This is a genomic window from Salinibacterium sp. TMP30 (genome assembly GCF_038397785.1).
GTDB lineage: Bacteria > Actinomycetota > Actinomycetes > Actinomycetales > Microbacteriaceae > Rhodoglobus.
In genome coordinates this window covers 1,202,585-1,216,551 of record NZ_CP151642.1, presented here as the reverse complement: position 1 = coordinate 1,216,551, position 13,967 = coordinate 1,202,585, and the positions used below count along the sequence as shown (strand labels likewise).

The window sequence follows — 13,967 nt, the reverse complement described above, 5'->3', positions numbered from 1 at the left end:
ACAGAGGAGCTGCTGTATTGGCTGAGCAAAATTTTGACCTTGTCGTTCTTGGTGGAGGAAGCGGCGGCTACGCAGCTGCGTTGCGCGCCTCTGAACTAGGCATGACCGTCGGTTTGATCGAGAAAGGCAAGCTTGGCGGCACCTGTCTCCACGTCGGTTGCATCCCGACCAAGGCTCTTCTCCACTCGGCCGAAGTTGCTGACGTGACTCGGGAAGCAGCCAAGTACGGCGTAAAGAGCACCCTTGAGGGCATCGATATTGCCGACGTTACGAAATACCGCCAAGATATCGTTGCCAGCAAATACAAGGGACTCCAGGGCCTCATCAAGATGCGCGGAATCACCGTTATCGAGGGCGAAGGCAAACTGGTCGCCCCCAACACGGTTCAGGTCGGCGAAGAGAATGTTATCGGTAAGAACGTGATTCTTGCGACGGGTTCGTACTCACGTTCGCTTCCCGGCCTCGAGATCGGCGGCCGCGTGATCACCTCTGAACAGGCCCTTGAGCTCGACTTCGTACCGAAAAAAGTTGCCGTTCTCGGCGGTGGCGTAATCGGCGTCGAGTTCTCCAGCGTCTGGAAGAGCTGGGGAACCGACGTGACGATCATCGAAGGTCTCCCCCACCTTGTTCCTGCCGAAGACGAATCGGTAAGCAAGCAGTTCGAGCGCGCTTTCCGCCGACGTGGCATCAACTTTCACACCGGCGTGCGATTCAAGAGCGTCGAACAGAACGACGATGGCGTGGTCGTTACTCTCGAAAATGGTGAAACCGTCGAAGCTGAGCTTCTTCTGGTTGCAGTCGGCCGCGGCCCATCAACTGCCGGCCTCGGATTCGAAGAGGTCGGCGTCGAGATGGATCGCGGCTTCGTCGTGACTAACGATCGGCTCGCAACCAACATTGCCGGCGTCTACGCCGTGGGCGACATCGTTCCCGGCCTGCAGCTCGCGCACCGTGGATTCCAGCAAGGAATCTTTGTTGCGGAAGAGATCGCAGGCCTCAAGCCAATCGTGATCGACGACCTGCACATCCCCAAAGTCACCTACAGCGACCCTGAGGTTGCATCGATCGGCCTCACCGAAGCCAAAGCAGTCGAACTCCATGGCGCGGACAACGTCAAGGCCTACGACTACAACCTCAGCGGAAACGGTAAGAGCTCCATTCTTGGCACCGCAGGATCGATCAAGGTCGTTCGCGTTGTCGATGGCCCCGTCGTTGGTGTGCACATGATTGGCGCACGCGTAGGGGAACAGATTGGTGAAGCACAGCTCATCGTCAACTGGGAAGCACATCCAGAAGACATCACACCGCTGCTACACGCACACCCCACTCAAAATGAGGCCCTCGGCGAGGCATTCCTCGCGCTGGCAGGAAAGCCGCTTCACGCGGTATAGGCTCCGCCTCAACCACGGAACTAAGCTATTGATGACAAGCATCACAAAGGAGCAGTACTGATGAGCGAATCCGTTAACCTTCCGGCACTCGGCGAGAGTGTCACCGAGGGCACGGTGACCCGCTGGCTGAAGCAAGTCGGCGAGCGTGTAGAGGTCGACGAGCCCCTGCTCGAAGTCTCGACGGACAAGGTCGACACGGAGATTCCTTCTCCCGTCGCCGGTGTCATCGAAGAGATTTTGGTTGCCGAAGACGAGACAGTTGAAGTGGGCACTGCGCTGGTACGAATCGGCGACGGATCGGGTGGCTCAGATGCCGCTCCTGCCGCCGAGAGCGAGCCCGCCGCTTCCGAACCTGAAGCTGTCGAACCTGAAGCTGCTGCACCTGCGGAGCCTGAAGCAGCCCCCGCTGCTGAAGCTGAGCCCACTCCGGAGGCTTCCGCCCCGGCGGCTTCCACCCCGGTCGAAGAGTCTTCTACTCCTGCAACCGAAGAGCCCGCAGCGGCTCCGGCAGAAGAGGATGCCCCTGCCTCAGCCGAGGCTGCTTCTGCGCCTGCCGCTGAAACTCCCTCGACCGAGGCTCCAGCACCTGAGGAAGCTCCTGCTGCTGAGACCGAAAACGCTCCAGCAGAAGCGACCGAGCCTGCTGCGCCTGCGGCAGAAGAAGCTCCGTCGGAGACTAGCGCAGAGTCCGACGCACACGACTCAGAATCTGAGGATTCAGAATCCGACGACTCAGATTCTGACGACTCAGATTCTGACGACTCTCAGGCCGCGTACCTCACCCCTCTCGTTCGCAAGCTTGCCAACGAGCGTGGTGTTGACCTGAGCACAATCACCGGCACCGGTGTCGGGGGTCGAATTCGTAAGCAGGATGTGCTCGAAGCTAGCGAGAAAGCCTCAAGTACCGAAACGCCCGATGCGGCGCCCACCGCGCCCGCTGCCCGCGAGGTTTCACCACTTCGCGGCACGACAGTGCCGATGTCGCGACTGCGCAAGGTAATCGCAGAGCGTGCCGTCATCTCGATGCAGTCATCTGCACAGCTCACTTCGGTTGTCGAAGTCGACGTCACAGCTGTTGCGAACTTCCGCAATTCGGTGAAAGACAAATTCCTTGAGAAGACCGGAACGAAGCTTTCGTTCTTGCCATTCTTTGCCCTTGCCGCAGCAGAAGCGCTCACCTCGAATCCGATTATCAATGCGACGATCGAAGACAACTCGATCGTGTACCCGCCTCACGAGAACATCAGTATTGCTGTCGACACCGAGCGTGGACTCCTCACGCCGGTTATCCGCGATGCCGCAGCTCTCGATCTGGCTGGACTTGCCGCACAGATTGCCGATCTTGCGCAGCGCACTCGCGATAACAAACTCACGCCTGACGAGCTTTCGGGCGGAACCTTCACGCTAACCAACACTGGTTCGCGCGGCGCACTGTTCGACACTCCGATCGTGTTCCTGCCGCAGTCAGCCATCCTCGGAACGGGAATCGTCACCAAGAAACCTGTTGTTATCAGCGACGCGAACGGTGACTCAATCGGAATCCGTTCAATGGTCTACCTAGCTCTCAGCTACGACCACCGCATTGTGGACGGCGCCGATGCAGCTCGCTTCCTTGTAGACATGAAGAAACGCCTCGAAGGTGGCGACTTCGCTGACAAGCTAGGCATCTAGCCGACACGGATCACTCCGGCAGCGTATAGCTCCTGATTCGCCAACCGGCCTCGCCCTTCACCAGAAGGATCGAGGCCGGTTTGCCTATGTCCGCGTCGACAAACTCAAAGAGAACGCTATCGCCGAGCTGTTGCAGCTCGACACTTGACGCTGCATCGAACAGGGCTTCTGTCGGCAGTTCGCCGCCGGCAAGAATCGCGTCAACGATGGCGGTATCGCTGGAATATGCTGGCGTGCCCACGGGAGAAACTGACTCCAGACACACCACGGAGAGATCCCGCAGACACCCATACCTGGTCTTGAGGAGCACGGGCAAGGCGAGTACAGGATCGTTCGGGAGCACCTCGAGAGAATCAGGCGCGTTCGAGGGCAGGTGTTCAGCCCCCGACATGGACTCCGACTCCGGCAATGACTCCGACTCCGGCAATGACTCCGACGACAGCGGCGACGTGATCAGCGGATCTTCGCCATCTACCGCCTCAGCCACGATGATTGTGCCTGCCGCCAGCATGCAAATTAGCCCGATCGCGGCAATCACCCACGTTCGCACACGCACAGTACGACACCACGCAGCTATGCCGCGAAACCAGCGTGCAAGACTCAATCGCGCACTACGCACAGCGTCAGCAATGTGGCTGTCCAACCACGGCGGCAAAGCAAGTACGGAGCGCGCCTCAGCAGACGCTCGTGCTACCCCGGTGTTGTCAGTCGTCGCGATCAACCGCGGCGCATTCTGTGTTTCCGTGGCGACATCAGTTTTAGCTGCGGTCAGCCGCAGAGGTTCTGGCGCCCCAATGCCGAATAAACGTCGCTCAACCTGTTGATCCCAATCAGGCACGCTGGTGTTTGCTTCCTCACTAAGCCAGTCGCTCAGCCCGCGAACCACTCGCAGTCCCTCCCGATCCACATGAACCGCCGCGAGCACGCTATTTGCGAGAGTTGCAAACTGACGCCTGTCGTCGCGGAAAGCCTCATCGTGCTGCAATTGCGCGGGCGTTGGAATAGTGGCCCACAGTTGCGCCCCACCAAAGTCAGTAAAGAAAGGCCGACCGGTATCGTCAAAGTGCACGGCATCCACGTTCACTTCTCCAATCGCAACTCCCGCCCCATGGGCGCGGGTCAACGCACCAACTAGCGGTGCAATGATGGTGATCGCTTCACCAGGCCGCAACGAACGCCGTTCACGCAACAGGCGTCGAAGAGAGCCTGCTCCAGCCCACCGCAAGACAAGGATCGGCGAGTCATCGATAGCAGCAGCAAGGTCGTCTATGACTGCGATGTGTTCCCCGACAGCACGCGATAGGCAATCGACCTCATTAAGCACCTGTTTGGTTGCGGTACCGATCGCGAACCGCTTTATAGCGCGGATCACCGGCGGGATGCGTTTGTCGGGCTGCACCGAGGCTGCGCGCTCACTGAAGACATCATTGTGGTCTGGGTGGTGAGTGTGTACCAAAATCACGCGGGCTCGCGCACTCTCGCTCAGAGCACGAACCGTCCGGTATCCAACCACAGTGTCATCAGTCACAGTCCAATCTTGGGCTGCCCGCGAGAACGAGCTCCGACTGGCTAGCGAGCTGTGGAAACTACCCCGATTCACTGAGCCGTGTAGGCGAAGTGCACTGAGCGCCGGTGCGGAAGCGTCGCGATTGAGGTGCCGACTCAACTCGGGAATTCAGCTTCGGCCTTGAGGCCGTATCCTAGAAGCATGGCACGCAGAGAAAAGACGAAGAAGGCTCCGAAAGAACCCGGCCGCATCAAGCAGATGTACCAGGTTTTCCAGATGACGAGGCGGTACGACAACCTCGCGATTTGGTTCTTCTTGCTTGCATTCCTGCTCCCGATCTTTGTAGGGCTCGCACTTGCATTCCTGGTCTCTGCTGGCAACGTCTTGGGCTTCGTGCTCTACATCGTCTCTGGTGTAATGGCAGGTCTCCTCGCGTTCCTGATCGTCTTAGGACGCCGCGCAGAGCGCGCAGCTTACTCGCAAATTGCAGGGCAGCCCGGTGCCGTCGGCGCCGTCTTGAAAAGTTCGCTGCGACGCGGATGGACCGCAAGTGAAATGCCCGTGGCGATCAGCCCGAAAACTCAGGATGCGGTCTACCGTGCTGTAGGCAAAGGTGGAATCGCCTTGATTGGCGAAGGCCCCCGAAGCCGAACTCAGAAGATGCTCGAAGACGAGCGGCGCAAGCTGGTGCGGTTTTTGCCGAATGTGCCGGTGCACTTCATCTACGTAGGGCCCGATGCTGAATCGGTGGCACTGCACAAGCTGGCACCGACTCTCGGTCGCCTCAAGAACCTTCTCCGCAAGCCCGAGATTCTTGCTATCTCGAACCGCCTGACCTCGCTCGACAAGAACGGCCTGCCAATTCCCAAGGGAATTGACCCAATGAAGGCTCGCGCGCAGCGCTCACAACGCGCCTAGAACGCAGGCTATTCGCTCGCGTCGTCTTGCGCTACCGACGAACGAGCAGAGTCCCAGCGAGCCGATCGTGCATTCCGCGCTGATCAGCATCCCAAATCACGGCAGGGATAACGATCGCCATGAGCAGAGTACGCACGATAGGGCGCCAGAAACTCAGCGATCCGCCGGCGAGCGGAACAACTCGCATCCCCATGATGAGGTGGCCGAAACTTCCGTTCGCGGTGATGAGCAATACGGTCTGTGCTGTGACAAACACTGCAAGAGTAGCGAGAGCGTCATAGTCAAAGAACGCAATCGATACGACGACAGCGAAAGCCCAATCGATAGCGAGGGCAACAAGCCGTCGGCCCAGTCGTGCAATCGAGCGCGGGCCTTCCGCGGGAAGTCCGATGTGTTTGCCCGGCCACTGGTCGTTCGAGTTTAGCTGCTGATTCACTGCCTCAGCCTACCGAATTTGGCGCATGTAACACGCCGGAAACAATCCGGTGATGCTTGCGAAACTCGGGTTCTGTACTCTTAGAGGTGGTTGTAACGACAGCCGATCGCCAATGAACCCCTGGGAGTTCCACTCAATGTCTCATCCGAAGTTTGCCAATTCGTCTGAGGTTCTTGCATTTATCAAGGACACAGACGTGAAGTTTCTCGACATCCGGTTTACTGATCTTCCTGGTATTCAGCAGCACTTCAACATTCCCGCCGCCACCGTCGACGAAGACTTCTTTTCCGTAGGTCAACTCTTCGACGGTTCCTCCATGCGAGGTTTTCAGTCAATTCATGAGTCGGACCTGCAACTGATTCCCGACGTCAGCACCGCGTACGTTGACCCTTTCCGTGTCGAGCGCACCCTCATCATCATCTTTGACATCTACAACCCCCGCAACGGCGAGATCTACGCTCGCGACCCGCGCCAAGTTGCCAAGAAGGCCGAGAAGTACCTTACGTCGACCGGTATCGCCGACACAGCTTTCTTTGCCTCCGAAGCCGAGTTCTACATCTTCGATGACGTGCGCTACGAAGTGAAGGCCAACAAGAGCTTCTTCGAGGTCGACTCCAGCGAAGGTGCATGGAATACGGGTCGCGTTGAGGAAGGCGGAAACCTCGCCAACAAGACTCCCTTCAAGGGTGGCTACTTCCCCGTTTCTCCCGTTGACCAGCATGCGGATATGCGTGACGACATCGTCATGAAGCTGATTCAGGTTGGACTCGACGTTGAGCGCAGCCACCACGAAGTGGGCACAGCGGGTCAGGGAGAAATCAACTACAAATTCGACACCCTCGTTCACGCCGGTGACGACATCCTGAAGTTCAAGTACATCGTTAAGAACACGGCCAACGAGTGGGGCAAGACCGCAACGTTCATGCCGAAGCCGCTCTTTGGCGATAACGGTTCAGGAATGCACACCCACCAGTCACTGTGGAACGACGGCGTCCCTTTGTTCTACGACGAAAAGGGCTACGGCGGACTCAGCGACACCGCTCGCTGGTACATCGGTGGACTGCTCAAGCACGCCCCTGCTGTGCTCGCGTTCACCAACCCGACCGTCAACTCGTACCGCCGCTTGATTCCTGGATTCGAAGCACCCGTGAACCTCGTGTACTCGGCAGGAAACCGTTCCGCTTCCATTCGCATCCCGATTACCGGAACGAACCCCAAGGCAAAGCGAATCGAGTTCCGTGCACCGGACGCATCGGGTAACCCTTACCTCGCGTTCGCGGCCCAGCTCATGGCTGGCCTCGACGGCATCAAGAACAAGATTGAGCCGCACGAGCCCGTTGACAAGGACCTCTACGAGTTGCCCCCCGAAGAGGCACGCCTGATTCCTCAGGTTCCCGCGTCGCTCGAGGAAGCACTCGTAGCGCTCGAGGCTGACCACGAGTTCCTCATGGAAGGCAACGTCTTCACCAAGGACCTCATCGAAACCTGGATCGACTACAAGCGTACGAACGAACTGCTTCCATTCGCACAGCGCCCGCACCCGTACGAGTACGAACTGTACTTCGGCGTCTAAGCGCTAACAGAGCACTGATTCGGGCCGCATCCTTCGGGGTGCGGCCCGAACTGCGTTCAGCATCGAAACCCCGTCAACGCACGGCTAGGAGCGCACAGCGTTTGTGACACCGTAGAAGCGACGCTCGAACACGCGTCTGGCGCGTCGAGTCGCACGAAGGTAGTCTTCTTCGAGCTTGCTTGCCGATCTCGGTGGGTACTCCAGCATCCGCGAAATTCCTTCAAGCTGTAATCGGTCGGTGGGGAGCACATCAGACGTTTTCGACGTCCACAACGTGATCGCCGAGCGCGCCCGGGAAGCCAAAATCCATGCTTCACGGAGTCGGGCAGCGTCTGACGCGATCACCAGTTTCTCTGCCACCGCAGCGTCTAGCGCGTCCAGCGTCGAGGTAGTGCGAAGCCCCGCAACACGAGCGCCGTGCTGCAGCTGAAGCAATTGCACAAACCATTCCACGTCGCTCAGCGAACCGCGGCCCAACTTGAGATGTCGCGACGGGTCTGCTGCTTGCGGAAGTCGTTCAGATTCCACCCTAGCTTTGATCCGCTTCACTTCTCGCACATCCTGGGGCGAAATCGCCTCCGGATATCTCACCCGGTTGGCGAGAGTCTCAAAGTCCCTCAGAAGCGTCTGGTCGCCCGCTACGCCGCGCGCACGCAACAGTGCCTGTGCCTCCCACGTCAGCGACCAACGTTTGTAGTAGGCCTCATAGGAGTCCAACGAGCGCACAATTGCCCCATTCTTTCCCTCGGGGCGCAGATCGAGATCCAGATCCAACGGCAGTTTCACGTCTTCGGTGATGCGTTTCAAGCCTTTGACGATCGATTCAGCACGCTTCGAGGCATCTTCACTGGCAGCATCGATCGCACGATAGACATACATGACGTCAGTATCTGAACCGAAGCCTGACTCTGCGCCACCGTAGCGGCCCATCGCAATAACGCCGAACTCGATGCCATCTGGCTCTGGCCGCAGCACCCGCAGCGCGCCCTCAAGAATTGTGGTCGTAACATCGCTCAAACCACGACCCAACTCCTGAATTGAGGTAACGCCGAGGATCGATCCGAGAGCAAGTCGCAGCATTTCACGGCGTCTCGCTGTTCGAAGTGCCGCTGCTGCAGCCTCCTCATCGCCTCGGTGCCGAGAAACAATGGCGCGAGACTCATCACGAAGCACGTCTGCTGACCGCGGGCGCAGCTCCTGTTCTGACTCCAGCCACGCTGCAGCTTCGGGAATCCGCTCAAAGAGCCCACCGACATACTTGGATGCTGACAGCACGTGGGTGAGTCGCTCGGCCGCACCTGAGGAATCACGCAGCATTCGCAAGAACCAGTACGCCTCGCCGAGAGCTTCACTGAGCCGACGGAACGCGAGCAGCCCGTAGTCAGGGTCAGCGCCATCGGAGAACCACTGCAGCATGACAGGCAAGAGAGTCTTCTGAACAGTCGCTCTGCGGCTGACTCCCCCGGTGAGCGCTGCAATATGCGCCAGCGCTCCCTTGGGGTCGAGGAAACCAATCGCGGCAAGTCGCGCAGCGGCCTGATCGCTGGAAAGCGCGAGTCCCTCGTCGGGAAGTGCTGCAACCGCCGACAAGAGTGGTCGATAGAACAAACGCTCATGCAATCGACGAACGGCAATCTTCGTTCGCTGCCACTGCTCTGTCAGATCGCTTGCGCTCTTGGCCACACCCGTTGCTCGGGCGAGAACACGAAGATCATCGGAATCCCGAGGCATTATGTGGGTGCGTCGCAATCGCGACAGCTGAATTCGGTGTTCCAGCAACCGCAAGAAGCGGTAGTCGCGGGCAAACTCCCCCGCCTCGGTGCGGCCAATGTAGCCCTGCTCAGCCAGTGCAATTAGTGCGCGCAGGCTCGAAGTTTGCCGCACGTGTTCATCATTTTGCCCGTGCACTAGTTGAAGCAATTGCACGGTGAATTCGATATCGCGCAGGCCGCCACGGCCCAACTTGAGTTGAACGTCACGCTCGTCGGGCGGAATGTTCTCGGTTACGCGCTCGCGCATCCGCTGAACTGACGCAACAAAGTTCTCGCGAGATGCACTCGACCACACCATCGGGGCCACGCCGGCAACGTAACGCGCACCCAAATCTTGATCGCCAGCAATCGGGCGCGCCTTGAGGAGTGCCTGGAACTCCCAACTGTCAGCCCAACGCTCATAGTAGGCAATATGTGATTCGAGTGTGCGGACCAGCGCACCATCCTTGCCCTCGGGACGAAGATTTGCGTCGACTTCCCACAACCCTGGCTCGAGGGTGAGGTCGTTGATTCCTCGCATGGTCTGCACAGCAAGACTGGTGGCGATGTCGACTGCACGATCGGCATCGATACCGTCGGGCTCCGTAACAAAGATGACGTCAACATCCGACACGTAGTTCAGTTCACGGGCTCCCGCCTTGCCCATTCCGATAATGGCGAGTCTGGTAGCAGCAACGTCGGACGCCGGAAAGTTAACGGTGCGGCGCGCGATACTCAGCGACGCTTCGAGTGCAGCACCGGCGAGATCTGCCAGCGCCATAGACACTCGGTCGACGGCGGAAAGTGGGTCTTCTTGAGCGAGATCCCATCCCGTCAGTTTGGCTAGCTCGCGTCGATACCGGATGCGCAGGGCCACCCATGCGTCCTCGTCCTCAAGCCCATCCGTAGCCTCTGCGAGCACGGAAACATACTCTTCGGGCGCAGATGGGCCTGCAATAGGCGAACGTAATGCATCCAATTCTTGCGGGTGCCGAACGAAGTAGTCCCCTAAGCCCGAGGATGCGCCCAGAATCTGCACGAGCCGCACGGCAGCGTCTTCGCTTTCAAGAATCGGCTCAAGCTTCTCTGGAACTGACTCCGAGAGTGACAGAAGCAGCCGCAAGGCTTGATCCGGGTCTGCTGCTCGCGCAAAAAGGCGCGGTACTTCGGGCCGATTGAGCGCAACGAGCCGCTCGCGTGCCTCACCCAACTCTACAAAGCCGAGCTTGGCGAGTTCGGTCAGAGTGTACGGAGACCTAGACATAAGTAGACCGAAACCTTTAGAGAATCTCTAGGCTGCTCTCCAGCTCGTATGGCGTGACCTGTGCCCGGTATGCCTTCCACTCGCGACGCTTGTTAAGCAGCACGTAGTTGAACACTTGTTCGCCGAGCGTTTCGGCGACGAGCTCCGAGTTTTCCATGATGCTGAGGGCATGATTGAGGTTCGAAGGCAGCTGCTCGTAGCCAAGCGCACGACGCTCATGCTCCGAAAGCTCGCCGACGGCATCCTCCGCTTCAAGGGGAAGCTCATAGCCTTCCTCAATGCCTTTGAGGCCTGCCGCAAGTAGCAGCGAGTACGCCAAGTAGGGGTTCGCCGCGGAATCAAGCGCGCGGTATTCAATTCGTGCGCTTTGCCCTTTTCCTGGCTTGTACAGCGGAACTCGAATGAGCGCCGAACGATTGTTGTGACCCCACGTGACGAAACTGGGCGCTTCGTCCCCGCCCCAGAGGCGCTTGTAGGAGTTCACGAATTGGTTCGTGACTGCGGTGATCTCAGGGGCGTGCTTGAGTACGCCCGCCATGAAATGACGACCGATCTTCGAAAGCTGGTAGTGCCCGCTGGCATCGTAGAAGGCGTTCTGGTCGCCCTCGAAGAGCGACATGTGGGTGTGCATTCCCGACCCTGGCTGGCCAGACATCGGTTTTGGCATAAACGTTGCGTACACGCCCTGCTCGATTGCGACCTCTTTGATCACGGTGCGGAACGTCATGATGTTGTCGGCGGTGGTCAACGCGTCGGCATAGCGGAGGTCAATCTCGTTTTGTCCTGGGCCGGACTCGTGATGGCTGAACTCGACAGAGATCCCGAGATCTTCGAGCATCCGCACCGAACGACGACGGAAGTCATGCGCAGTGCCTCCGGGAACGTTGTCGAAGAATCCTGCGGAGTCGACGGGCTGGGGGCTGCCATTCTTGAGCTTGCTCGACTTGAGCAGGTAGAACTCGATCTCGGGGTGGGTGTAGAAGGTGAATCCCCGGTCGGCTGCCTTCGCCAGCGCGCGCTTCAGCACGTTGCGAGGATCGGATGCTGCCGGCTGTCCATCTGGCGTCGTGATGTCACAGAACATCCGTGCCGTTGGATCAATTTCTCCGCGCCATGGCAAAATTTGAAAAGTTGTGGGATCGGGATGCGCGAGCATGTCTGCTTCATAGGCACGAGTAAAGCCCTCAATGGCTGAGCCATCAAAGCCAAGACCCTCGGCGAATGCGCCCTCGATTTCGGCAGGAGCAACAGCAACGCTCTTGAGCGTTCCTACGACGTCGGTAAACCAGAGTCGAACGAACTTGATTCCGCGCTCTTCGATTGTACGAAGAACGAAATCACGCTGCTTGTCCATTGACATAGAGTCCCTCGATCCGTTCCGTGTCGCTGGTTCGCGACCTCGATTATGCCCTTCTTAGGCTACTTCCTCTGAAGCCTCAATGCAGCGCACGCGCCGTCGCGCTGAACCAATCATCCGCTGCATCCGAGTCGTTAGACTGGCGACTATGACTGACCCAGCCGCTGCTGCCGCGCAAGCAAACCTCAAACGTGTCCGCACTCGCCATTTTCAGACGGCAAAAGAGAATGGGATCAAGATTGTTGGACTCACCAGTTATGACCAGTTGACTGCGGGAATTTTTGATGAATCGGGCATCGATTTTTTGCTCGTCGGCGACTCTGCCGGAAACAATGTCTATGGCTACGACACGACTCTCCCGGTCACAATCGACGACTTGATCCCTCTGACTCGGGCTGTGGCCGGGGCTGTCACGCGCGCGTTTGTTGTTGCGGACCTTCCGTTCGGTTCTTACGAAACTGGGCCAGATGAAGCTCTGCACACCGCGTTCCGTTTCATGAAAGAAACTGGCGCGCACGCAGTGAAGCTTGAGGGCGGCGTTCGAAGCGCCGAACAAATCCGTCGCATCGTGGATGCTGGCATCCCGTTGATGGCCCACATTGGCTTCACGCCGCAGAGCGAACACGGTCTTGGCGGCCACGTTATCCAGGGTCGCGGCGACCAGCTCGAGCAGTTGCTTGCGGATGCCCATGCCGTGGAAGAGGCCGGCGCATTCGCCGTCGTGCTCGAGATGGTGCCTGCGGAGGCTGCGGCCAAGGTGACTGAGGCACTTCGGATTCCGACAATTGGTGTCGGCGCAGGTCCTCACGTCGATGGCCAGCTACTGGTATGGACAGATTGGGCCGGGCTCACCAAGGGACGCATCCCTAAGTTCGTCAAACAGTACGCCGACCTTCGTTCGACGCTGGCCGGGGCCGTCACCGAGTATCGTGCCGAAGTTGAAGCCGGCACGTACCCCACGGCAGAGCACTCTTACTAGGAGCGGCGCTCCGGCACGTTAGCTGCTCTTCCAGTCCTCAGACTCTTCTTTCGACCACGCGCGCGCGCGCTCAGCGACGATCTGCGGTGCACGTTCGGCCTGCTCTCGAGTATCGAATGGACCATCACGGTCTACCCCGAGCGACTGTGGGCCTTCTTCGACCTCACCGGTCTTGTGGTTGTACCACCATTGCGTCATAGTTTTGTCCCTTCGTTGAGCACAAGGCTACGCCGGTAGACTGTTCAGATGCCTCGGAATAATTCTGGTCACCTCGTTCCGGGAGTAATCCCACCCGCTCTGGCCGTTCCCCCATCGATCACTCGGCCGGAATATGTCGGCAAGAAGGCCCCCCGGTCGTTTACGGGTTCGGATATCTATGATGCCGAGGCAGTAGACCGAATCCGTAAGTCAGGGAAAATCGCTGCCGGGGCTGTCGAAGCTGTCGGCGCCGCGATTGCCCCGGGTGTCACGACCGCGCAACTCGATGAGATCGCCCACGAGTACATGGTCTCTCGCGGCGCCTACCCCTCAACTTTGGGGTATCGAGGCTTTCCCAAGTCATGCTGCACGAGCATCAATGAGGTGATCTGTCACGGGATTCCCGACGACACCGTGCTCGAAGACGGCGACATCATCAATATCGATATCACGGCCTATAAAAACGGGATGCACGGCGATCTCAATAAGACGTTCCTTGTTGGTACTGTCTCAGACGAGGCGCGCAACCTGGTCGAACGTACACAGGAAGCGCTCAATCGGGGCATTAAGGCTGTTGCTCCCGGCCGCCAAGTCAACGTGATTGGTCGAGCCATCGAGTCGTACGCAAAACGATTCGGCTATGGCGTCGTGCGGGACTTCACGGGCCACGGAGTCGGCGAAGCATTCCACTCCGGCCTGATCATTCCCCACTACGATGCTGCGCCGCAGTTCAACGACATTATTGAGGTCGGCATGGTGTTCACGATCGAACCGATGCTTACCTTGGGCACCTACGAGTGGGATTTGTGGGCGGATGATTGGACTGTCACCACCCGCGACAAGCGCCTTACCGCACAGTTCGAGCACACCATGGTTGTGACCGAACGTGGCACCGAAATTCTGACGCTTCCCTAACTACACA

11 protein-coding genes are annotated in these 13,967 nt (G+C 58.7%); 6 read left to right on the top strand and 5 right to left on the bottom strand.

Annotation, left to right across the window (positions count from 1 at the left end; all coding sequences use genetic code 11):
- The first annotated feature begins 17 nt into the window (after nt 1-17).
- A complete protein-coding gene (lpdA, locus tag AADH44_RS05930; RefSeq protein ID WP_341954704.1) occupies nt 18-1,391 on the top strand; it encodes a dihydrolipoyl dehydrogenase in 1,374 nt (457 codons plus the stop codon).
- Nucleotides 1,392-1,451: 60 nt separating this feature from the next.
- Nucleotides 1,452-3,062 (top strand): 2-oxo acid dehydrogenase subunit E2, encoded by a 1,611-nt coding sequence (locus tag AADH44_RS05925; protein WP_341954703.1) that lies wholly within the window; start codon nt 1,452-1,454, stop codon nt 3,060-3,062.
- A gap of 10 nt (nt 3,063-3,072) precedes the next feature.
- Here AADH44_RS05925 and AADH44_RS05920 read toward each other — a convergent pair whose 3' ends face one another.
- Nucleotides 3,073-4,590, bottom strand: a complete 1,518-nt coding sequence (locus AADH44_RS05920) for a hypothetical protein (RefSeq protein WP_341954701.1) — start codon at nt 4,588-4,590, stop codon at nt 3,073-3,075.
- A gap of 180 nt (nt 4,591-4,770) precedes the next feature.
- Here AADH44_RS05920 and AADH44_RS05915 point away from each other — a divergent pair, with 180 nt between their 5' ends.
- Nucleotides 4,771-5,487 (top strand): DUF4191 domain-containing protein, encoded by a 717-nt coding sequence (locus AADH44_RS05915; protein ID WP_341954699.1) that lies wholly within the window; start codon nt 4,771-4,773, stop codon nt 5,485-5,487.
- Nucleotides 5,488-5,518: 31 nt separating this feature from the next.
- On the opposite strand, the gene AADH44_RS05910 is transcribed toward AADH44_RS05915, so the two are convergent.
- Nucleotides 5,519-5,923 (bottom strand): RDD family protein, encoded by a 405-nt coding sequence (locus AADH44_RS05910; protein ID WP_341954698.1) that lies wholly within the window; start codon nt 5,921-5,923, stop codon nt 5,519-5,521.
- 136 nt (nt 5,924-6,059) lie between these two features.
- On the opposite strand from AADH44_RS05910, the gene glnA (AADH44_RS05905) reads away from it, so the two are divergent.
- Nucleotides 6,060-7,496, top strand: coding sequence for a type I glutamate--ammonia ligase (gene glnA / locus AADH44_RS05905; protein WP_341954697.1), 1,437 nt, complete (start codon nt 6,060-6,062; stop codon nt 7,494-7,496).
- Between the two features lie 84 nt (nt 7,497-7,580).
- On the opposite strand, the gene AADH44_RS05900 is transcribed toward glnA (AADH44_RS05905), so the two are convergent.
- Nucleotides 7,581-10,511, bottom strand: a complete 2,931-nt coding sequence (locus AADH44_RS05900) for a bifunctional [glutamine synthetase] adenylyltransferase/[glutamine synthetase]-adenylyl-L-tyrosine phosphorylase (RefSeq protein WP_341954695.1) — start codon at nt 10,509-10,511, stop codon at nt 7,581-7,583.
- Between the two features lie 16 nt (nt 10,512-10,527).
- A complete protein-coding gene (glnA, locus tag AADH44_RS05895) occupies nt 10,528-11,865 on the bottom strand; it encodes a type I glutamate--ammonia ligase (protein WP_341954926.1) in 1,338 nt (445 codons plus the stop codon).
- 151 nt (nt 11,866-12,016) lie between these two features.
- On the opposite strand from glnA (AADH44_RS05895), the gene panB reads away from it, so the two are divergent.
- Complete coding sequence (gene panB / locus AADH44_RS05890) at nt 12,017-12,847, top strand: 3-methyl-2-oxobutanoate hydroxymethyltransferase (protein WP_341954694.1); 831 nt, start codon at nt 12,017-12,019, stop codon at nt 12,845-12,847.
- An 18-nt stretch (nt 12,848-12,865) separates the two neighbouring features.
- On the opposite strand, the gene AADH44_RS05885 is transcribed toward panB, so the two are convergent.
- Nucleotides 12,866-13,045, bottom strand: a complete 180-nt coding sequence (locus tag AADH44_RS05885) for a methionine aminopeptidase (RefSeq protein ID WP_341954693.1) — start codon at nt 13,043-13,045, stop codon at nt 12,866-12,868.
- 48 nt (nt 13,046-13,093) lie between these two features.
- Between AADH44_RS05885 and map the strand changes: the two genes are divergently transcribed.
- On the top strand, nt 13,094-13,960 hold the full coding sequence (gene map, locus AADH44_RS05880; RefSeq protein ID WP_341954692.1) for a type I methionyl aminopeptidase: 867 nt from the start codon (nt 13,094-13,096) through the stop codon (nt 13,958-13,960).
- Nucleotides 13,961-13,967: the final 7 nt, after the last annotated feature.